Here is a 20,660-nt window from a genome sequence, read left to right on the forward strand (position 1 = left end):
CAAGGAGTGTGGCTATCACTTCGCTGTTGGCGTCAAAAGCGCCGCACACAAAGAAGCACTTGAGAAATTGGATAGAACCCTCAACATTGTCGTGATGGAGTGGTGTTGATATGGGGTTTGCTCTAAACGACATGACCATCAGCGTGTACGCGCCCACGCTCGAAGGCGATGATGGGCGTCCGCTTGCTATCGTTCATGGAATGGAGCGTGCGTTTCCTGGATTGCGCTTGCGGTGGACAACCTCGGAGAAGGATGACCTCATCGCAGTACCCAACCGCGATGCGTGGGTCGCATCCGACAGGACAGACGGGGGGCTTCCGTTCCTTTGCAACGATGATGACGCCCACCCTGTGTCGATTTTTGGGCTCGAAAACCCGAACGGTCTTTCCGCAGAAGGTCCGCCGCATCTTGAAGTGCATGCGTCGCTGCCAGCGCATGCATCTGGCCTTGCGGCGGCAGCGGATGTGCTGGCGGCCGTAGGGGAAGGCGCACGTGCGTACTGGGGGCACGCCACGCCCTCCAACGCGACCGTCGAGATTTCGCGGCAGACGACCGATCCGGTGCGTAAGCCAGGAGTTCCGCCACGAGGGCTACCAGCGCTCAAGTTCCCAGACTACATCCTCGCGCCCGAGATTCCGCATCACCTGGGGTGGCTGAACTACTGGTCGGAGGCTGCCGCACGAGCCATCGGCTTTCCGGACCCCTCACGCGACGCGGATTTGCTCTCACGGGCGCGGCGCACCGCGACGGGCGGGTGGGTCATGCAGCTCACGGATGCGCCGCTCGACCTGGACAACCCCGCCCACCTGGACGCGCTCAAACGGACCTACGAGCGCTTCCCGGAGATCGGCGGGCGCTCCATCCCTTGAGGCACGGTCAAGGAGGCGAAGCCGTCCGCGCCGCGCTGCCCGTGAGCCGGAACGCCGCCCAGGCGCCGACCAGGGCCAGCGGGATGACGCTGGCGAACACCCACACTGCGGCCGCCTGAGCGCTCGAGGCCGTCAGGCCCGCGGACAGGCCCACCAGGTTCGCCGCCGCGCCGGAGATGGCCGCGCCCGCCGAGGCGCCCGTCTGGCGGATGGCGATGGTGGCCGAGGTGCCGATGGCGCGGTCCTCGTCCGACAGCACGGCCATGATCCGCCGGGTCATGAAGCTCCAGGAGAAGCCGAAGGCCGCGCCCAGCAGCGCCCCGCCCACCAGCACCCAGCCGAGCGGCCCGTCCGACATGGCCCAGGTGAGGATCACCAGGCTGAGCACCAGACAGACCGCGCCCAGGCGCACCCAGAAGGCGTCCCACTTCTCGGAGGCCGAGGCGACCGCCACGGCCGCGAGGGTCCAGGCGATGGACTCCACCCCGATCACATAGCCGGCCCAGAGCGGCGACAGGTCCCTGAGCGTCTGCAAGATCGGCGGACCATAGATGGCGAAGCCCATGGAGGCGGCCGTCATCCAGAACATGGCCGCATAGCCCGAGCCCACCACGGTGCGAAGGTCGCCGGCTCGGTGCGGCAGCAGCCGCACCTTGGCCCGCGCGTCGAGCCGCAGCACCAGGGCGAGGATGGCGATCCCCACCCCCACGAGGGCCAGTGCCGCCCACGCGCGTGGAATCACGTCGGCCGCGGCGATCGCGCCCACGCCCACCGACAGCACCGCCAACTGTGTCCATGGCACACCCGAGCCACCCGCCGGCCTGGTCGAGCCCCGCAGCAGCCAGAGCGCCGCGATGCTGAACAGGGCCGCCTGGCCGGCGAAGAGCCAGAAGACCCCCCGCCAGGCTCCGGCCTCGGCGAACACCCCGCCCACGAGCGGCCCCAGCACGGTCGCCACACCCCAGACGCCGGAAACGGAGGCGAACACCCGCGCCAAGTGGCGCTCGGGGAACAGCAGGGCGATGGCCACCATGGAAAAGCCCGAGATCCAGCCGCAGCTCATGCCCTGGACCAGCCTGCCGATCAGGAACACCGCGACGTTCGGCGCGACCGCGCTGAGGATGCAGCCAGCGACGCACACCAGCCCCGCCAGGGCACTGGCCTGCCCCAGGCCAAGGATCTCCGACAGCCGGCCAGCGCTGGCTCCGGCGAGGATCGCGCCCACCAGATAGCCGGCCACCGCCCAGCTGAAATAGGCGTAGCCGCCCAGGTCGGCGCCCACACTCGGCATGATGGTCGCCGTCACCAGGGTGTCGACGGCGTTGAGCCACACGCCCAGACAGATCAGCGCGAAGCGCGGCAGGCGGCCCTCGGCCAGGAGATCACCCCACCCGGTCCTCGGAGCGTCGGTGTGGCTCATGCGCGGGCGCTTTAGCCGAAGCCGCCGAGCGGCGCGACGGGAGCCTTGAGCCTGGCGACCTGGGCCCTCCCGCCTTCGGCTCCGCCCTCGCCGCCGCCCATCAGCACCCCAACCCCCGTTGTGTTTTCTTCTGGTCAGAAGCTAATGTCCATGGCTCGGCGTAGCCGTTGCCCTCTGCGGCGGCGCCAGGTGGCTGAGCCGCATCTCCATGAGTCGACGACATTCTGCGTCCGGGTGTTTCCAAGCGGGTCTGCCGTGGCTCCTCGCGGTCATGCTCTCGGGCTGTGTGACGACGGTCTACCAACCGCTCGTGTCGCTGCAGCGCCCGGTCATCATCGACCCGCAGGTGACCAATTTCGAGGGCCAGCGGTTGCTGCTGCGTTGTGTCCCCGGGGACTACCTCGGGCCGGCGGATGCTCAACTGTTGTGCCGACGCCTGCGCACACTGTTCACGACACAGGGCGCGCAGGTCGAGGTCGAGGTGCCGCACGGCGGAAGAACGTCAGGACGGGGCGAGGAAGGCGCGGCCAGGCCGGACCTCATCATCGACCTGCGCTCGCGACTGCTTCACACGGACAACAGCCCCCTTCTGTGGATCCTCTCCGGGTTGACGCTGACGCTGGTGCCGGCGATCACCGAGTACAGCTTCTCTCAGGACGTCACCATTCGTGACGCCAGCGGCTTCCTGCTCGCCTCCGACAACCTGCAGGCGCGCTTCGTGCGCTACTCGGGCTTCAGCGTGTGGGCGGTGAATGGCGTGCTGGATCTCCTCGTCCGCTCCGAGGCTGAAAAGCTGGGCGGCGACACAGCCAACCGGGACTTCTCGCGTGATTTCTACGGCCAGCTCAGCCAGCTCGCGTTCAATGCGCACACACGCTCGGTGGTGATGCGCGGCTTCGAGCTCGAACCTTCGTCCCGGACGAAGTGAGCCCCCGCGCAAGAGAGAACGATGGACTTCCTGCTGCTCATCCTCCTGATGCCTCTGCCGGTCTTCGGGGTACGCGCGAACGATCCCATTGCCGGGCCCTGGCAGAGCAAGGAGGAGGCGCGCAATCTGGAGTGCACCCGCCTCAGCCAGTCCCAAGCGCACGAACTGTATCCGGACCAGGTGCCGGATCTCCCACCTCGCGCCACCTCCGGGGTCACCGACGCGCTCTCCTGCACCCGGCGCTTCATGCGCTACGGGGAGCGACCCGACCGTGACGAGGTCATCCTGTCGTCGCTGAGCCAGACGGTGGGTGAAATCACCCAGGTCGCCAGCGCCCTCGGCTCCGGCGAGCTCACCTGGCACGTGGACGCTTTCTACCCAGGGCCCGCGGTGGCGGCGAAGATCTCCGTCACCGCCAGGACGCAGCTCGCCGAGCGGGGGCTCAAGGTGTCGGACCGGGTACCGGTACTCGCCGCGGGCGACATCGCGGTGCTTGGGCGCATGCCGGCGAGCAAGGCCTACCCGCTCGCCTGCACGCGCTACTTCGCGCAGGGGGTGCTCGAGGAGCAGGACGCCTTCCTGGGGCTGATGATTGTCGATGCGCGCGAGACGCAGCTCCATGCCGGGCTGTGCATGCGTGGCGAGTGGAGGTGGCTGCGGTGAGGTCCGCGCTCTTGAGCCTGGCCTTCGCGCTGTTACCGGTCTCCGCCCTGGCGGAGGAGCCGACAGGCACCGAGGCGCGCCGGGCGCAGCTCGAGTCGCTGCGCGCGCAGGTGGCGGGGCAGCTCCAACTCCAGGCCTATGATCTGCTCGACGAGCTCGTCTTCAGCTGGATGGAGCAGCCCGTCTTCGCCCTGGACACGCCCGTGGTGCTCGCCGACGTCAGCGTGCCGGTGGGCTTCGGCAGCGGGCTCCAGGCACTGATCGAGAACCACTTCGCCGCCCTGGTGGTGAAGAACCCGCGCACCCGGGTGCTCCTGGCGCATTGCCCGCAGTGTACGTCGGTGGTGGTGCACTCGGGGGCCAAGGGCACCATCATCTCCCGGGGCGTGGACGAACCCGAGGCCCTCTCCACCGCGGGAGCGCTCTCTGGCAGCCACCATGCCCTCTTCCTCGACTTCGAGGTGGAGGGCGCCGCGCTGGTGCTGCGTGCGCGCATCACGGCGCTCGAGCCCGCGTTGCCCATCGTCTATGCGAAGACCCTGTCCACCTCGACCTCGTCCGCGGCGCTGCTGCGCACCGCGGACCACCTGAAGAGCGCCTCCGAGGCACGGCAGGAGTACCTCGACGCGCTGCGGGGACGAAGCCTCTACCTGGTGCCTGTGCGTATCGGGGTTCGCAGCTATGCTCCGGGAAACGGTGGGTCGATAGCGGTCCCCCCCTTCCTCTGGCTGCAGGTGGGCGCCGAAGCCCCGCTCACCCAGGCACGCGCCTGGACCGGGAGCGTCTCGCTGGGCGTGAGCTGGATGCCCCAGCTGCACGTGGGGTGGATGGTCCAGGGGCGCATCTCTCGTCTTCTCTCGGGCTCGGTGACCTCGCTGACCCGTCCCGACCTCTACGGCTTCGTCGGCGGCTCGGTGCTCTCCATCCATGGCCTCAGCGCGTTGGTGTTCCAAGATCAGGTCCTCGACCTCGAGGACGTGGCCACGCAGGCCCTCGGCCTCGAGCCCCAAGCCCTCTTCGGCGCGGTCCAGCTGGGGCTCGAGTTGCGCCTCAAGAACCGCATCGGCGCCTCGGTGTTCGTCGAGTCGTTGCCTTCGATGAACAATGCCCCTTCGCTCGGCCGCTACGTGGACCTGGGCCTCATCCAGCTCCACTCCCTGGGCGTGGAGGTGTCATTTTGCTTCTAGCGCGCCTCGTCCTGCTCGCCGCCTTGCTCCCGATGACGGCCTTCGCCCAGCGCGAGACGACACGGGAGGCGCTCTCGCGCTTCGAGGAAACCCTGGCCATGCGCCTCGAGGACGGCGCCTTCGTGGCCAAGGACCTGACGCCCACCATCATCGTGAGCGTCACTCCCGCGTTCGAGGAGTCGAGGGCCTGGTATCCGACCGAGGCCCTGGCGACACTGGTGCGCGTCTTCGGCGCGGCCTCGCTGCGCTCGTGCGAGGCGTGCATGGCGCCTCGCCTGTACGTCGAGCAGGGGAAGCTCGAGCACTTCACGACCAACCTGGGCACGGCGGAGATCACCCGGCTGGACGAGCAGAGCCGCGGAAGTGCCACGCCCGCCCGCACCGCGATCTGGTTGGACGAGACGGTCGAAGGCGTGTCGCTGCGCATCATCGACCTGAAGAACGGCCGCATCGTGCTCGCCGAGAACTTCGATCCGTCGCTGACCGAGGCGGCACGCACCCGTGGAAACTTCGCCCTGGCCCGGGAACTCGATCGCCGCGCGCGAGGTGACAGCCTCACGCACACCTTCATCGACGTGACCATGTACCCGGGGCAGCATGTCTCGCTCGACTGGACGGAGCAGTGGGGCGACACCAACGCCAACCTCTCCGGGGTGTCGATGTCGTTCTTTGACCCAGTGCTCGGCGTCGGTGCCGCCTACTACCGTGTGGTGCCCAGGGCCTTGAACATCATGGTGGGCGCCAAGGTGCTGCTGAGCGTGCCGACCGCCGTGTTCAGCGGCATCACGGGAGAGTCGCAGCAGATCATCGATCCCTTGCTCACGGGCGTCCTCATGGTGCGTGTGCCCATTCTCCGTTCCAACTACGCAGTGACTCTCTCCGCGTCGACCAACGGGCGAATCGGGGTTGGCTTCTCCCTCATGAACCTCACCCTGTTGCCCTTCCTGCCATGAACCGGCTCCTGCTCCTGCTCCTCCCACTCCTCGTGTCCTGCGCGGCACGCAACTACACCTACTACCTGATCGAGCCGGCGCCCCAGAAGCACGCGGCGCTCCAGGAGGAGGGAACGCTGATGAGGCCCTTCGGCTTCGGGTCGACGACGGTGATGAAGGTCCGGTGGAACGACGGCAACCTCATCACCGAGGTCGACGTGCCGGTCCTCTCGACGGGACAGCGGATCGTCATCGAGCACGGCGCGGGGAGCGGCGACGTCAAGACCATCCCGGCCACCCGGGTGGTGCCGCCGCCGCCGACGAGCGCCGATAAGGCACTCATCGAGGCCTACCGTGCGCGAGGCCTGCGCATCGACGAGAGCTCGCCCGAGGTGAGCATCACGCGTGCGCGCACCTTGATGCAGGAGGCGGTCAAGGGTGGCAATTATGACCTGGCGCTCGAGTGGTGTGAGACGGTGTTGCAGCGCTACAAGTCCCACCCGGAGTTTCTGCGGGCCAAGGCCTCGCTGCTGTTGATGATGGGCGAGCGCGACAAGGCGATCGAGGTCTACGAGCAGGTGGAAACGATCGAGAGCGACCCGGACGTTCGCAAGAAGCTCGAAGAGCTGCAGCGTCAGCAGAAGTAGGAGACACCTCATGCAGATTCTCGGATTCATCGTTCTGGGGTTCGTCGTCTGGTTCGGCTTCAAGGATCGCGGAGGCACGCAGGTCGTCTCGGCGTTCGATCCCCACGCGCTGGTGATGGTGGTGGTGGGCTCGGCCTCGGCGGTGCTGGTCGGCTCCAGCAACTCGACGGCGTTGCGCACCATCCTCTGCCTGCGCGAACTCATCCCGGGCCTGCGCCTCTTCGGCCACACCACCTCGCAGATGGAGGCCGAGCGAGAGCAGCTCTACACCCTCTGGCTCGAAGGCAAGCGCAGTGGAGCACTCTCGCTCGCGGAGAAGAGCCGCTTCGCCGCGGTCAAGCAGATGGTGGAGCTCATCCTCAATCGCTCGCCCGAGGTCGCCAGCTCCCAGGCCTTCCTGAATCTCAGACACGAGGAGATCAGCCGCTGGCAGCCGGCGATCAGCAACTGGGAGATGCTCTCCAAGCTCGGCCCCGCGTTCGGGATGGTGGGAACCATCACCGGAATGATCCAGCTGTTCCGCAACATGAACTCGGACAACCTGAACATCGGCGCGTCCATGTCCCTGGCGTTGCTCGCCACGCTCTACGGCGTGGCCTTCGGTGCGGGCGTGGCGGGACCGATCGGTCACTATCTCAACGGACTGCTCGATGAGAGGCTGGGGTTCCTCGAGCGCTGCGAGAAGAGCGTCAACGCACTGGTCGCTCGTGGAGGGTCGTGAGTCATGCGACGGAGATCCCAGCGGCATGATGAGAGTTGGCTGCTCAGCTACGCGGATCTGATCACCAACCTGCTGCTCTTCTTCGTCGTGCTGCTCACGGCGGCGAATTTGAACAAGGGCCGGATGCAGCAGATCGTCAAGAGCATGTCGGGTGCCGAGAGCCCAGCGAGCCTGGAGGCCATTCGCAAGGAGATCGACGCGCAGATCGCGAGCAAGCACCTGCAGGACCTGGTGCACACCCGCGTGTCGGCCGAAGGGCTGGATCTCGCGATCAACTCCGGGCTGGTGTTCGACTCGGGCAAGGCGAAGCTGCGCCCCGAGTTCGAACAGACCGTGGCGTCGATGCTGCAGGTGCTCGCGCCCTATTCGACGAAGTACGGCTTCGCGGTCGAGGGGCACACCGACTCCACGCCCATCGTGAGCGGAGGACCCTTCGCCTCGAATTGGGAGCTCTCCAGCGCACGCGCGATCGTCGTGAGGCAGCGGCTCGAGGATGTCGGAGTCCCGCGCGCGCGGATTCGCGTCGAGGGCTACGCCGACACCAAGCCGCTGCCCGAAGAGCAACTCAAGGGGTTGAGCCCCGAGGAGCGTCTGGCCCGGCACCGCCGCGTCATCGTGAGAATCTACTGATGAGAACCCTCGTCTACCTCCTCGCACTCGCGTTGCCGCTGAGTGCCCTCGCCCAGACGAACGCCACCCCGGTGCCGCAGAAGCACATTCCCTCGCCCGTGCTGATGGAGCTGCGTGCGCTCGAGAGCCAGTTCGACCTGGCGCTGGCGCGCGACTGCGCACCCGAGCGCTGTGTCTCCAAGGGGTGCGTCTACCGCGACCACGTGGTGGTCGACATGCCGCACTCCTCCTCCCTGCCTGGGTTGGGCCACTCCGAAGGCCCCGGCAGCGTGCCGCCGCAGGAGTACCTCACCCAGGCGCGCTGCGACTTCGCCCACGAGAAATCCGTCTCGTCCCGCGACGTCCAGGCGCTCGTCCGGCGGCTGGAGCAGCGGCTGTCGAAGGGCTGGCTCCAGGTGACGGTCGGACGCCAGATCCTCGAGCCCATTTCCACGAGCTTGAGCGAGTCGCCGGAGCCGACCCCGCCGCCACGCGTGGAGCCTCCGCCCGCGCCCGCCCCACCCCCTGAACCACCCGCGAAGTGGGAAGCGGGGGTGGCGCTGCGCGAGCTGTGGGTGAGCCTGCTTCCGCACTTCTCGTGGATGATCGCGTTGGTGCTGGCCACCCTGGCCACCCTGATCATCATCTGGGCGCTTCGTCGCCTCGGGCGAGAGTCGCTCGAGGAGAAGGCGATGCTGGCGCAGCTGGCGGCCGGTACGCTCGGCAAGTCGGACGACGCCCAGGAGGCCGCTGCCCCCGTGCCGGAGAACCCCCCCGCGGCCCCCCAGGGCCCCTCGGAGGAGGAGCGCACAGAGGGCGCCTTCGTCACCGAGCAGCAACGGGTGTGGACCGACCGGATCGCCCAGGCCGAGCTGGGCAAGGACGAGGGCGGCGTGGTGGACTTGATGCGCGAGTGGTTGAAGGCGCGAGAGTTCGAGCTGCTGGCCAAGGCCATCTTCGTCTTTGGTGACCGGCTGTCCCTGGCGTTCTCCTCGGACGGGGAGCTCGCCATCCGCAAGGTGGAGCTCGCGGAGTACCTGCGAAACCTGGACCAGGCGCAGCTGCCCTCGGACGCCGAGTTCTTCCGCAAGCTCAACCAACATGCCATCTCGTCGTCTCTGCTCGCGCAGTCCGACGCGGAGATCTACCGCAGCCTTCGCGAGGAGTTCGGCAGTGTCGGCGTGACCCAGCTGCTCGAGAAGCTGCCGCCGCGGTATGGGGCGCTGCTCTTCGCCCTGGTGCCCACCGACGGCCAGCAGGAGCTGGCGCGCACCCTGTCGTCCGAGCTGCGCTCGCAGGTCGCGAGTCAGCTGTTGGTGTCCAACCGCATTTCCAAGGAAGAGCGGGGGTACCTCTTCGAGGTGCTGGACGCCGCGCGGGCGGGACTGCCATTGCCGCCCGCCCCCAAGCCGGCGCCACACGACATCCTCGATCGAGGGCGCGAGTTCGACGCGGCGGGAGCGCTCTCCGCGCTGTTCACGCACATTGGCGCCGAGGAGCGCCAGGCCCTGTTCACGAGCGCGCTCCAGCGCTCGAATGGAGTGTTTCCGCGCTGGTACGAGGACATTTTCTATCCAGACATGCTCTTCAAGCTGCCCAACGAGCTTCGAGCGGACATGCTGCTCGAAGTGGACGTCAGGGGACTTGCCGGCTGGTCCTCCGTGCAGAATCCGGCGTGGCAGGAGAGCTTCATCAGCCGGCTCGCGCCCACGATGCAAGCAGCCGTACGTGCCAATCAGGCGTTTGTCTCTCGTGCCGACCAGGCCCGGGTAGCGCAGCGCGGTCACAACGAGCTGGTGTCGGCGGTGAAGAAGTTGGTGGCGCGAGGCAAGGTCTCGTTCTCGGAGATCGTGGCTTGAATGGATACCCTCGGCCGCACGTGTCTGCTCCTGGTGGTCGTCGCCTGCGCCTCCTGCGACAAGGTGCCGCTCACGGACATCCAGGCGCGGTTCGCGCTCGCGGACGCCGCCTGGTTCGAGGAGGAGCAGACGCTCTTCATCTTCTATCGCGCCAACGCCGAGCAGGGCTTCGGGCCCGAGAGTCAGCTCGAGGTCTCCTACCGCACCGACGACGTGGAGCAACCCTGGACGCCCCTCTCCCAGCTCAGCACCGTGCATACGCACGTGCCGGTCGACTGTGGCAGCACGGGCCGGTGCGGTAGCACCAGCCTGCGCGTGGAGCGCGTTCCGCGACAGGTGGGGATTCGCCTGCGTTACCACCGCGACGGGGAGATGACCCTCTCCCCCACGACGAGACTCAACGTCGTCGGCAGGGGACCGCCCCACAAGAGCCGCAGCCTCGTCGTGTATGGCGTCTTCGACGAGAACAACACCCACGTGCAGTGGCGTGCCCGCCACCAATTCCCGACCCTTCGCAACCACGAGGTGCAAGAGCTGGGGTTGCGGCGCACCTTCCGCATCGCCGACCCGCGGCATGGCGATGTGGCTCAGCCGCCCGACGGCAATCCCTATGGATACGCGTTCGCCTCCGCTTGCCCCGAGGCGTTGACGCCGCTGGGCTGGGCACCGCTCGAGACCTCGATGCGCGCGATATTCGGTGGCGACGCGCTGCCGGTGTCGGCCTCTACCTCACCTGCCGTCTGTGCTCAAGCGACCGTGACGGACGCCAAGGGCACATTCGAAGCAGTGGCGTTGGCGCGCAAGAACCCCGAGGTTCGCCCCGCCTTCCCCGCCCTGCACAGCCCCATCCGCACCAACACCGCCATCGGCTTTCTGTTGAGGCCTTGTGAGAGGACGATCTCCAAGCCCCATGAGTCGATACAGGTGCAGCGACTCCTGCTCGCGGGCGCGCCCGAAATCTGCATCGACAACTGGCGCGCCACCAGCTTCGCCGCCGAGCTCGCGGCTCGCTTTCGCGCGCGGATCGACGAGGTCCGCGCCCAGGGACGGGACATGGTGCTCACCGTGGCCCTTCATCACGACGAGCCGAGCGGGAAGCTCGCCGACGTCATCGAGCGGGCGCTGGAGCAGACACTCACCTTCGAGCGAGACAAGAGCTCGCCACGGGTGAGCGGCGCCTTCGTGTTCGACAGTTTCGCCCACACGCTCGGGCGCGCGCCGCTCAAGAATCTGGTGCTCTGGTGCCCCGCGAACCTCGACGTGGATGATCTCGACCAGATTTCCAACCAGTCGCAGCACTCCTGTCCCTTGCTGCCGGACATCCCCGACATCCAGCTGGGGCCGTTTCGCATCAACAACCTGCCCATCCTCCCCACCCGTGCGCAGTACCTGAGGTTCGTCGAAAAGTATTCCGAGGCGCAGGCGGGCCACATGCTCGATTTGCAGTTCCTGGCACCCGAGCGCACGCCGATTTCGGAGAACATCCAGGTCGGTGACTTCGGACTCATCACCTTCTTCAACAATGAAACCCTGACGGCGGCGCCGAGCGACGTCTTTTCACATTGCCTGTCGGGTAACCCGCGCGCTTCCTACGTCGTCTTTCGCTCCCCGTTGAGCCCTGGCCCCCTGCCGTTGGAGGCGCTGCCCGCGCTTCATGAGGCGACCCCCCAACCGGCCTATGCACTTGGGCTGCGCTGGGAGTTCCCCTTTGTCACGCGCCTTCAATATGAGGTCTTCATCGCGGGGGCGGCCAGCGCCTTTTCGCTCACCGTGCCCTTCGGCATTCCGGCCGAGAACACGACAGAGTATGGCGCCGAGATGTGGCTGGCGGATGAATTCCCGCTCGACGACACACTCTTGCAGTGCACTCGCTTCTGCCATCATCCCACCTTCGACTCGGACGGCGTCTACAACGTCACCATGAGCTTCCGAGCGAGCTACCTCAACCAGTGCTACCGCCCGCGCTACCCGGTTCCGGCCGACGGAGGCTTTCCACATGATCCGTAGCGTGCTCCTCATCGCCTGTCTGGCGCTGCCGCGGACGGCTCTGGCCGCCGAGGAGCCCGCCGACGAGGCCACGCAGCCGACTCGCGGCGACGAAGAGCCGGCGGCCGATTCCGGGAACGGGCAGGAGGACACGACGCTCGATCGCTACCGCACGCCATTCGAGGTGCTCACCGAGCGAATGATCGGTACAGCGTCCCGCGCCGTGCGCTTCGATTGGCGCCAGACACGGGTCGGCGTCGGGTTGGTGGGCAGTCAGCTCCTCGAGCTCAACAACTTCAGGAGCGCTCGGCTGGGCGGGTTCGTTCGTATGCCCATCAAGGGCCTCCTGGGCGACCTCGCCATCACCCGGGTGTTCACGCGGGGCAGTGAGAGCACGGAGAAGCTGGCACTCACGCCCTACCGCCAGGCCGGGCGTCCCAGCCGCTTCGAGCTGGACCTCAACCTGGGCTACCCGCTCGCCGAAGGGGTGACGACGGCACGGCCGGGTTTCTTTCCCGCGACCGAGCTGGTGTTCTCGGCGAACGCGGGCCTGCGCTACCTGTTCTACCCGGGCTCCCTGGCCGGCGCGAGCTTCGGCGACACCGCCAGGTCGCTCTTCGCGCCCACGCTGTCGGAGCTGGAAATCGAAAACCTCGAGAGCACACGGCTGCCCGGCATGCAGCTCGATGGCGCGCGATACAGCCTCCTCACGGGCTTGTCCCTCGACGTCTACTTTCAGAGCGGTGGCTTCCTGTCTCCGCGCGTCCTGATCGCGCTGCCGCTCCTCTCTGGAGCCACCAATTCCGGGCTTGGCTGGTGGTGGGAGCTGAGTCTCGGCGCGGGGTGGGCGTTTTGATGTCCTGGGCCGTTCCCCTCCTCGCGCTCACCCTGGCGACCGCCGCGGTGGCGGGCGAGCCTCCTTCGAATCAGACCCTCGTCTTCTACAATGCGCGCCTGGCGCTCCGGGAGGAGCGGCCGGAGGAGGTGCTCAAGCTCTGGTTGCTGCGCAACAGCCTGGCCAACCAGGGCGAGCGCGGGAGCCACGACGAGGAGTTTCGCTCCGTCGTGTGGGCCGCGCTGGGCAGTCGTGGGCTGTGTCAGGACGGCTTGCTCAAGGACGATCAGGGGGGCGCGGGGTTGTGGCCGCTGGCGCTGCACAACTGGGTAACCCAGGCGATGGTCAACGGTCCGCCGCCCGAGGTACCGCCCCCCTTTGGGGCTTTCGAGGTCGGGCGTCAGCAGCGGTTCATCTCGCTCAACGACGTCCTCTCGACCTCGGAGCTGCGCTCGGTGAGCTTCTTCCGCGGCACGTGCCTCCTGGCCTACCTCACGATGTTCGAGTCGGGTCAGATGCCCCAGTTCGAGCCGGGTCCCTTACCCCGGTATGACCTCGAGGATCGCCTCGTCTCGGGGCTGCTGCTGCGTCGGCTCCTGCGGCTGTCTCTTCAGACCCTGGTGCGCGAGAAGGTCCAGAGTGTCGCCGCGGTGGAGGCGCGCATTTTCGACCTCGATCTCGCACTGGTGCGGCTGAGGGCCCGAGACGCCCGTCAACAGGGCCTCACGGCGGCATGGCGAGCCCGAAGCGCCGGCGTCTCCAGCGAGGGGATTCGCGAGGTGCGTGAAGCGGCCACGGCGTGGCCGAAGAATTCGGAGCAAGCGGCCTTCTTGCGCCGAAGCCTGACCTGGCGGGCGGACGAGTGGCTGAGCTTGAACCGTCAGCGACGCCTCTATCTGTTCGCGCAGGCGCGGCCCCTGGCCCAGGACGCGCGAGCCCTGGAGCGGCTCGTGGTCGACATCATCGACGCGCTCATCGAGCGCAAGGCAGGCGAGGAGCTGGAGTCGTGGGTCGGCTACCTGGACGCGAGCGAGACCCCGAGCAAGCGCGGGGTGCTCATCGAGGGTGAACGAGGCAAGCGGCTGCTCGAGCTCGAGCCCAGCACCGGCTTTCGGGAGCGGTCGATCATCGCGTTGCACCGAGGCGTCGCATTCCTCGAGTCCGGACAGATGCAGGACGCGCTGCGCTCGTTCGCGTACGCGATGGCGACGGCGGAGGAGTCTCGCGAGTCGGCGGTCACCCTGGCGCTCGCCCGGCGGTGGTTGTCCTTCGTGCTGTCGCGCTACGAGACCAACGAGGAGGTCATCGCCACGCTGAAGGCCCTGGTGCCGCGGCAGGAGTACAACCCGGTCATCGAGGAGCTGGTGTGGAGGGCCGCGCTGCGGAGCGATGAGCGCTCGTTCGAGCAGGTGGTGGCAAGCGCCCGGCGCGGTGGGGCGTTCGACGGGCGCGTGGCACGGCTGCGGCTGCTCGCTCAGGGCAAGGTGGGAGAGCTGGCGACGCAGCTTCGCGACGCGGCGTCCGAGGAGCCCTACCTCACGCTGCGCTTCGTGCGGCAACTCCTGGAGCAACTCGAGACCGAGGACGCGGACGTGCGCGCGGCGAACGTTCCCCTGCTGAAGCTCGTCCTTCGTGTCCTCGACTTGTTCGTGGCCAAGGCGGGAGGGAGCAATGCGCACGTCCGCACGGCGGAAGAACTCATCGCCCGTGCACAGGCCATCCTCGAGGGGTTGAGCCACCTCGACACATCGACGGGGGGGAGGGCCCGTTCCTTGTCGCCCCGCCATGAGGCGTTCGCTGGCAACATCCGGCTGGCTCCCGCGGATCCGCTGCCGTGGCCGTTCCGGACCTCGGAAACCGAGGCACCCTCGGCCTTCACGCCCCTCTCCCTGCGACCGGTGGAGTGGCGGGACGCGAAGGGCACGCTGGTGTTCGGCTGGAGGCTCACCGAATGACGCCGCGTGAGCTGCGACGAGAGCTGCGCCAGCGCCGCGAGGAACTGCGCCGTTCGCTGACGCTCATGCGACGACAGGCGCGCGAGCGTGTGCGGCAACTCCCCGAGGTGCGCCGCGACAGGCTCCGCCGACGCGTGCGTCGCGCGGTGCTCCTGGCGTTGCTGCTCCTCGCCTGCTTGATGCGCTGCGAGTGCCAGCAGGCGCCACCGCCGGTGAAGGCCGTGGTGCAGGAGACGCCCGAGGTAAAGCCGAAGATTCCCGCGCCCGTCCCGCCGCCCAGGCGCGAACCGCTCCGGGTCCAGGTCAAACCCCAACCGCGCGGTAGCTATCTGGGGGAGGCGCAAGCGCCGCCGACCTGGCTCGACGACTTTCGCCTGCAGGTCTCGGCGCGCGGCCCCCGGCTCGCACAGTGCTTCACGGGTACGGACAGGCCCGGCGTGTTGCGCTGGACCGCTTCGGTGAACCCGGAGAGCGGCGCGGTGGCGGACCACGAGCTCGAGCCCCTGGGTCCAGGCGCGGAGCTGAAGCGTGAGCAGCGCGACTGTGTCGTGCGCGTCCTCTCCAGCCCCGCGTACCGATTGAGCGCACCGCGAGCACAGGTGCTGCCCAATCGCATCAGCCTCGTGATTGAGTTCTGATTCGACGGCAGATGCTCGCCGAGCCATCATGCCATCCACGCCTGCTCGTCACGTCGGTGTTGCAGCGTGCGGGCGTCAGCGTCGTCCACATCCGAGGCGACGGTAGCGTCGAGCCCGATGACGGACCGCACGCCGCGTCGCCGCAGCCTTGCCTCTTCCGCTGAACGCCTACGCGTTCATGTCAGAGTTGCAGGTCCAGCACCTGAACAGGGCTGATGCTTCGGCTGTCGCTCCTGGGCGTGGTGCCATCGCCGAGTTGGCCGAACGCGTTGGAGCCCCAGGTCCAGACGGTGCCGTCATTCTTCGACACCACCGTGTGCGCAATACCAGCGGCGACGCCAGTGGCGCCGGAGAGCCCCTGCACCTGCACCGGAGCATTGCGCTCAGTCGTAGTGCCGTCACCGAGCTGCCTCGCCCAACGGACACCCAATTCGCTCGGACAGTGAGTGGCGCGGGGTGGCTCCGAGGGCCCGGCTATTCCACAGCAGAAGAGGACGCGGCGGGGCTCTCGGGGATAGCCAGCGCCCTGGCGGCAAAGGGGGCGCACGATGCCTCCACTTCTAGTCGACTAGAAGTTGACTACATTTTATTACATCGCTTCCAGTCGACTAGAAGTGACCGCCGTAGGGTGTCCGATGATTCGTAAGGCGCGAGGTGTCAAACGAGTCCTTCGAGTCACTGTCGAACTGGATGATGGTGCCGGGCTGCTCGATTGGAAGCGGCGGGAATCGAACCCGCTCAGCTCGACTTCGCGAGCTCCGCGACGCCAGGCGCCGGGAACAGGGCTCGGCGGAGCGCGGCCGTGTAGGCCCCACGGAAGTCGCGCGTGACCCCGGCGCCGCGAGCGATGACGTCAAAGCCGTGGAAGGCGCCGGGCACCACGACGACGTCGCACGGCACGTCGGCGGCCTCCAGGCGCCTGGCGTACGCGAGATCCTCGTCGTGGAAGAGGTCGCAGGTGCCCACGCCCAACCAGGCCGGAGGGAGTCCCGACAGGTCCTCGCGCCGCGCGGGCACGGCATGCGTTGGCACCTGCGCGCCAGCCGGTTCGCGTCCCAGGTAGGCCCGCCAGCCGAACACGTTGCTGCCCTGATTCCAGCCGCGGTGGCTCGTGCCGTCGAGGTCCGTGCGCGTCGTCGTGCGGTCGTCCAGCATCGGGTAGACGAGCAGCTGGAAGGCGGGCCGGACCTCCTCGCGGTCGTGCGCCAGTTGAGCCAGCGCCGCCGTGAGCCCCCCACCAGCGCTCGCTCCGCCGATGGCGATGCGCTCGGGGAGGACGCCGAGCGCCCCCGCCTGGGCGAAGAGCCACCGCAGCGCCGCGTAGCAGTCCTCCAGCGGTGCCGGGAAGGGGTGCTCGGGTGCCAGCCGGTAGTCCACGGAGACGACGAGGATGCCCAGCTCGCGCGCGAAGTCGACGCAAAGAAGCTCATCCATCTCCGGCCGGCCGAGGACGTATCCGCCACCGTGAATCCACAGGAGCGCCGGCGTCGGTCCCTGGACCGTCCGGGGCCGATAGGTCCGCACGCGCACCGGCAGAGCCCCCGTGGGCCCAGGCACCCGCACGTCCTCCACGGCCACGTTCTCGGGGACGCGGGGCGTCGGGAGGAGGCGGGTGAGGAACCGCATCACGGCGAGCACCGACCGGGTCACCGTGACGTTCGGCATGAAGCGCGCGGCGCGTTGCAGGTCAGGGTGAAACGGATTCGAGGATCGCTTCATGTCTCTGCTCCTTCAGGTGGGCTCTCACCGCCAGGTGGCAGTCGGGCCACACGCGGGGAGAAGGAGAAGCAGGGATAGCAGAGAGAGAAGAAGGGATGCGCATATGAGTACCTCGCGATGCGGGGTGAGAGCCGGAGCGGCCTTACCATGGGCCGGTCGGACGGGAGTTGAACCCGCACACCCTCACCGGATTACAGGCGCCGGGCGACGTCGACGTAGAGGCCCACGGCCACCGTCTTCGCGTTCACCCCGGCCTGGCTATAGAAGGCCGGGAGGGTCACGTACGGGAAGAGGTCCAGCAAGAGGCCGTTGATGGTGGTGCTGAAGCCGAGGTTGAAGCTGACCGGCACGGCGAAGGTCTCCACGACGTTGCTGAGCTCCCGGGCATTGAACCCCGAGCCCATCCCCACCAGGAAGCTGGGGTGGAACTGGTAGTAGAGGGTCACCGGCGCCCGAAGGCCGACCCGCGTGACGCCGAGCGCGCCGGTGGGCTGATTCGAGACACCGAAGGGCAGGTAGGCCGCCACGTCCAGTCGCAAGCGCTCATTCAGCCGGAAGAACATGGGCGCGCCCAGCTCGAAGCCACCCAGCAGACCGCCCTCGGTGGGGGTTGAGCGGAACTGGACCCGGGTGCTCACGCTCAGCTCGAAGGGCGTGGAGCGGATGATTTCCCGGGTCACGGCGAGCTCGGGGTTTCCGTAGCTGAACGCCGAGGCCAGCTTGAGGGGCGCGAAGAGGGCGTCCACCATCCAGCCCGAGCCCAGGCCATACGTCATCCCGATGTTCAAACCGACGCTCGTGCTCCCCTCGGGGGTCGAGGCCGGCACGACGAGCAGGTTCGAGTACGGCAGCAGGACCCGCTCGGGCAGGACCATCCGGCGCGCGGTGAAGGTTGGGAACGCCTTGGGCGTGGCTGGCGGCGGGGTGACCGGCGGCGGGGCGGCCGGTTCCTGCATGACGGGCTGCTGCGCGATGGGTTGCTGCGCATGCGCCGCCCCCGGGGATGCGGCAAGAGCCACGCCAGCGGCAAGCGTCACCAGCTTCTTCTGGAGATTCATCACGTGTTCATGCACCTGTGGACAGCGCCCCACGCCAAAGGGGCGCGCCGCAGTCTAGGCCCTGACCCGTGCCTCGTAGAAGGGAAGCCCCCTGCCCGTCCCCCTTGGAGAGAGGCAAGCGATCGCCTCCCCCGATATGCAGGGCTCGCCAGCACGTTCCAGCTGCATCCCGCTTCATCCACGTCAGGAGAACTGGATGTACGCGTCGCGCCGGCTGTCAGAGGAACCACGTACCCGGGCCCTGCTTCCGGTGGTACTTCTCGGGCTGTTGCTCCTGGGGGTGACAGGCTGTGCCACCGAGCGCAAGCACCTGCTCGAGCGCAGCGCCGCCTACGTCGCCTACCGGCTCCCCTCCGAGCAACTCCTGGAGGTGGCCCGTGAGCTCCTCAAGGAGCGGGGGTATCTCATCCTGCCGAGTACGGACCCCCAGTATGTGCGGACCTCCTGGCGGGCGAAGTTCGACGAGAGCCTCGACATCGGCGCGGTCCGGGAGCGGCACTTCGTCATGGGGAAGCAGCTCGACGACGGGCGCTTCGTGCTGAACGCGTACCGTATCAGCTACACCACCATCGGCCGGACCGCGCCCCACCCCGCCTCCTTCCGGACGAATGAAACAACGGGCGTGCAGAAGATGATCCAGGGAGACCCGCTCTCCTACGTCCGTCCGACGCTCGTCCGGGACCTGGAGCTGGAATGGCAGATCCTCTCCCGGGTTGCCCCCTCCGTCGCCCGCGAGCTGGAATCCCAGGTGGACCAGTACCTCAAGGACAGGCTCGAACCCAACGCGCCTTGATGATTCTTGAAACGCGCGTGCTTCGCGCCCTGGCGGAGGGCTCAGTCATGGTCCTCGCTGTCCCCAAACCAGGACTCTTCTTCCACACCGTCCAGGTAGCGCACGACCAGGCCCGCGGGCTTGTGCTGGTGCGCCAGCTTGCGCCCGCGGTGGATGGCCTGGGTCACGTTGGAGTACCGGTCGAGTTTGCGACCGCTCCCGAACTGGACGTACCACCCTCGCCCATCGGCTCCCACGATCACCCACCGCCGACCGGTGGCGGCGTCCACCTCACGTCGCTCGCTCTCTCTCCGAATCGCCAGGCTCATGAGGGCAAACTGTCATCCAGCGGCAGAAGCCGCATTGTCCTGGGGATCAACGCCGGTGGATTCCCTCCATGCGGACCAACGACGCGGTGCGCCTGGCTCCACGAAGAGGCCAGGCGCCCGACGTTCCTCGTCTCCAGGCTGCTCACCGCTCAGACGTGGGCCCGACGGCGTACGCCCACGTCGCCATGCACCGGACGACCGGCGGCCTTGTAATTGGTCGTGAGCCAGACCGCGAAGAGCGCGATTCCAGAGACGATGAAGAAGTTGCGCGCCGAGCGGACGTCCGAGAATCCGAACAGCAAGGGCGCGACGACCAGGAGTATCGAGGTAGCGGCCTCGATGCTCCCGTGGACGGTGAAGGGGATGATCTTGGCCGCGCCGAGCGGGTAGGCGGTCAGCAGGCTCATGCCCAGTTGCACCACGGCCAGCACGTAGCAGAGCACTGCCGGCAACCCCGAGAAGTCGAACAGGGTGGGCGCCAGCGCGAGCATGGCCACGGCGGCATAATCGATGTAGCCATGAATCCGGGGGGACAGAGGGGCTTTCATGCGAGAGGCCTCGTTGAACCAGGTCCGAAAGTGGACATGTGCTGTCAGGGAGCCTGGGCATGGTCACGTCCGGCGGCATTGGCCTGAAAGACGATGCCACGCCTGCTTCCATGCCAGACTGCCTTCTTGCTCCGCCCGTGCTGGAAGGTGACCATGGCTCCTGGCATGAACGAAGGTGTGACCCCGCCTGAACGACAGGCGGCGATGCGGCTGCGTGAGGGTCGTGCGCTCTCCTGGTCCGAGTGGGGACCCGTCGAGGGCCTCCCCGTCTTGTTCTGCACCGGAGCCGCGATGAGCGGATGGCTTGGCTTCGGCGCGAACGACCTGCCGAAGCTGGGATTGAGACTCATCGCGATCAACCGGCCTGGCCTGGGCTCGAGCGACCCGCACCCGGACAAGACCCTGTCCTCCTGGGTGGAAGACATCCGGGAGCTCATCGCGGCGAAGGACCTGCGGGACGTGACCGCCGTCGGCTTCTCCCAGGGCGCGCCCTTCGCGCTGGCGCTCGCGGGGCATCACCTCGTGAAGGCCGTGGCGATCGTGTCGGGGCAGGACGAGTTCGCCCACCCACGCATCTTGCCGCTCCTCCATCCAGACGTGGCGGGGATGCTCCGCGCCGTTCAGCACGACGCCAGGGGGTTCGAGCAGGCCTTCGCGCGAATGGCCACGCCCGAGGGATTGTGGCAGCTCATCATCGGAATGAGTGCCGAGCGCGATCGGCAGCTGTACCTGGATGCGCACTTCGGCGAGGCCTACCAGCGGGCATTGCGAGAGGGCTTCGCACAGGGCGCGCGGGGGTACGCGAGAGATCTCGTCAACGCCCTCGGTCCGTGGCCGGTGGAGCCGGAACGCATCACCGTGCCGGTGGATCTCTGGTACGGCGGTGCGGACACCAGCACGGTCCACTCCCCCGATTTCGGCGCCACCCTGGCATCCCGGCTGCCGAACGCCTCCCATACCCTGGACCCCGAGGAGGGCGGCTCCA

The 20,660-nt window shown here is 67.7% G+C and carries 22 protein-coding genes; 16 read left to right on the forward strand and 6 right to left on the reverse strand.

Annotated elements, in window-relative coordinates; translation table 11 throughout:
- Both VF697_RS34370 and VF697_RS34375 read left to right on the forward strand, forming a co-directional pair.
- The coding region (locus tag VF697_RS34370; protein ID WP_331101736.1) for a DUF6310 domain-containing protein at positions 1–109 on the forward strand (109 nt) is incomplete at its 5' end.
- A 22-nt stretch (positions 110–131) separates the two neighbouring features.
- Entirely contained in the window at positions 132–869 is a 738-nt protein-coding gene (locus VF697_RS34375; RefSeq protein ID WP_331101701.1) for a DUF5953 family protein, read from the forward strand.
- A gap of 7 nt (positions 870–876) precedes the next feature.
- Here the strand turns inward: VF697_RS34375 and VF697_RS34380 are convergent, their stop codons facing one another.
- A complete protein-coding gene (locus VF697_RS34380) occupies positions 877–2,289 on the reverse strand; it encodes an MFS transporter (protein ID WP_331101702.1) in 1,413 nt (470 codons plus the stop codon).
- Between the two features lie 310 nt (positions 2,290–2,599).
- Between VF697_RS34380 and VF697_RS34385 the strand changes: the two genes are divergently transcribed.
- Genes VF697_RS34385 through VF697_RS34440 form a run of 12 tightly spaced genes read left to right on the forward strand, consistent with a single transcriptional unit; the run spans position 2,600 to position 15,249 of the window.
- On the forward strand, positions 2,600–3,217 hold the full coding sequence (locus tag VF697_RS34385; RefSeq protein ID WP_331101703.1) for a hypothetical protein: 618 nt from the start codon (positions 2,600–2,602) through the stop codon (positions 3,215–3,217).
- Between the two features lie 21 nt (positions 3,218–3,238).
- Positions 3,239–3,880 carry a hypothetical protein gene (locus VF697_RS34390; RefSeq protein ID WP_331101705.1) on the forward strand — a complete coding sequence of 214 codons (642 nt, stop codon included), beginning with the start codon at positions 3,239–3,241 and terminating at the stop codon, positions 3,878–3,880.
- Positions 3,877–5,067: a hypothetical protein gene (locus VF697_RS34395; RefSeq protein WP_331101707.1), complete on the forward strand. Its 1,191-nt coding sequence runs from the start codon at positions 3,877–3,879 to the stop codon at positions 5,065–5,067. The genes VF697_RS34390 and VF697_RS34395 overlap by 4 nt, the downstream gene beginning before the upstream one ends.
- A complete protein-coding gene (locus VF697_RS34400; protein ID WP_331101709.1) occupies positions 5,058–6,020 on the forward strand; it encodes a hypothetical protein in 963 nt (320 codons plus the stop codon). The genes VF697_RS34395 and VF697_RS34400 overlap by 10 nt, the downstream gene beginning before the upstream one ends.
- Positions 6,017–6,646 carry a tetratricopeptide repeat protein gene (locus tag VF697_RS34405; protein WP_331101710.1) on the forward strand — a complete coding sequence of 210 codons (630 nt, stop codon included), beginning with the start codon at positions 6,017–6,019 and terminating at the stop codon, positions 6,644–6,646. The genes VF697_RS34400 and VF697_RS34405 overlap by 4 nt, the downstream gene beginning before the upstream one ends.
- Positions 6,647–6,656: 10 nt before the next feature.
- On the forward strand, positions 6,657–7,367 hold the full coding sequence (locus tag VF697_RS34410) for a MotA/TolQ/ExbB proton channel family protein (RefSeq protein WP_331101711.1): 711 nt from the start codon (positions 6,657–6,659) through the stop codon (positions 7,365–7,367).
- Between the two features lie 3 nt (positions 7,368–7,370).
- On the forward strand, positions 7,371–7,997 hold the full coding sequence (locus tag VF697_RS34415; RefSeq protein ID WP_331101712.1) for an OmpA/MotB family protein: 627 nt from the start codon (positions 7,371–7,373) through the stop codon (positions 7,995–7,997).
- Positions 7,997–9,835: a hypothetical protein gene (locus VF697_RS34420; protein WP_331101714.1), complete on the forward strand. Its 1,839-nt coding sequence runs from the start codon at positions 7,997–7,999 to the stop codon at positions 9,833–9,835. The genes VF697_RS34415 and VF697_RS34420 overlap by 1 nt, the downstream gene beginning before the upstream one ends.
- On the forward strand, positions 9,836–11,842 hold the full coding sequence (locus VF697_RS34425; protein WP_331101716.1) for a hypothetical protein: 2,007 nt from the start codon (positions 9,836–9,838) through the stop codon (positions 11,840–11,842).
- Positions 11,832–12,677 carry a hypothetical protein gene (locus VF697_RS34430; RefSeq protein WP_331101718.1) on the forward strand — a complete coding sequence of 282 codons (846 nt, stop codon included), beginning with the start codon at positions 11,832–11,834 and terminating at the stop codon, positions 12,675–12,677. Before VF697_RS34425 ends, VF697_RS34430 begins: the two co-directional genes overlap by 11 nt.
- Positions 12,677–14,611, forward strand: a complete 1,935-nt coding sequence (locus VF697_RS34435) for a hypothetical protein (RefSeq protein WP_331101720.1) — start codon at positions 12,677–12,679, stop codon at positions 14,609–14,611. The genes VF697_RS34430 and VF697_RS34435 overlap by 1 nt, the downstream gene beginning before the upstream one ends.
- Positions 14,608–15,249: a hypothetical protein gene (locus tag VF697_RS34440; RefSeq protein ID WP_331101722.1), complete on the forward strand. Its 642-nt coding sequence runs from the start codon at positions 14,608–14,610 to the stop codon at positions 15,247–15,249. The genes VF697_RS34435 and VF697_RS34440 overlap by 4 nt, the downstream gene beginning before the upstream one ends.
- A gap of 181 nt (positions 15,250–15,430) precedes the next feature.
- Here VF697_RS34440 and VF697_RS43610 read toward each other — a convergent pair whose 3' ends face one another.
- The 3 genes from VF697_RS43610 to VF697_RS34455 all read right to left on the reverse strand — a co-directional run bounded on the left by VF697_RS43610 (position 15,431) and on the right by VF697_RS34455 (position 18,026).
- Positions 15,431–15,796, reverse strand: coding sequence for a hypothetical protein (locus VF697_RS43610; protein WP_414641387.1), 366 nt, complete (start codon positions 15,794–15,796; stop codon positions 15,431–15,433).
- A gap of 191 nt (positions 15,797–15,987) precedes the next feature.
- Entirely contained in the window at positions 15,988–16,968 is a 981-nt protein-coding gene (locus VF697_RS34450; RefSeq protein ID WP_331101724.1) for an alpha/beta hydrolase, read from the reverse strand.
- Positions 16,969–17,159: 191 nt separating this feature from the next.
- The gene (locus VF697_RS34455; RefSeq protein WP_331101726.1) at positions 17,160–18,026 is read right to left on the reverse strand and encodes a hypothetical protein; all 867 of its coding nucleotides are present in this window, start codon (positions 18,024–18,026) and stop codon (positions 17,160–17,162) included.
- 196 nt (positions 18,027–18,222) lie between these two features.
- Between VF697_RS34455 and VF697_RS34460 the strand changes: the two genes are divergently transcribed.
- Positions 18,223–18,819, forward strand: coding sequence for a hypothetical protein (locus tag VF697_RS34460; RefSeq protein ID WP_331101728.1), 597 nt, complete (start codon positions 18,223–18,225; stop codon positions 18,817–18,819).
- Positions 18,820–18,860: 41 nt separating this feature from the next.
- On the opposite strand, the gene VF697_RS34465 is transcribed toward VF697_RS34460, so the two are convergent.
- A complete protein-coding gene (locus tag VF697_RS34465) occupies positions 18,861–19,127 on the reverse strand; it encodes a hypothetical protein (protein ID WP_331101730.1) in 267 nt (88 codons plus the stop codon).
- A gap of 149 nt (positions 19,128–19,276) precedes the next feature.
- The gene (locus VF697_RS34470; RefSeq protein WP_331101732.1) at positions 19,277–19,675 is read right to left on the reverse strand and encodes an SPW repeat domain-containing protein; all 399 of its coding nucleotides are present in this window, start codon (positions 19,673–19,675) and stop codon (positions 19,277–19,279) included.
- Between the two features lie 291 nt (positions 19,676–19,966).
- Here VF697_RS34470 and VF697_RS34475 point away from each other — a divergent pair.
- The coding region (locus VF697_RS34475) for an alpha/beta hydrolase (RefSeq protein WP_331101734.1) at positions 19,967–20,660 on the forward strand (694 nt) is incomplete at its 3' end.

It is taken from the genome of Archangium sp., from assembly GCF_036388035.1.
Lineage (GTDB): Bacteria > Myxococcota > Myxococcia > Myxococcales > Myxococcaceae > Archangium.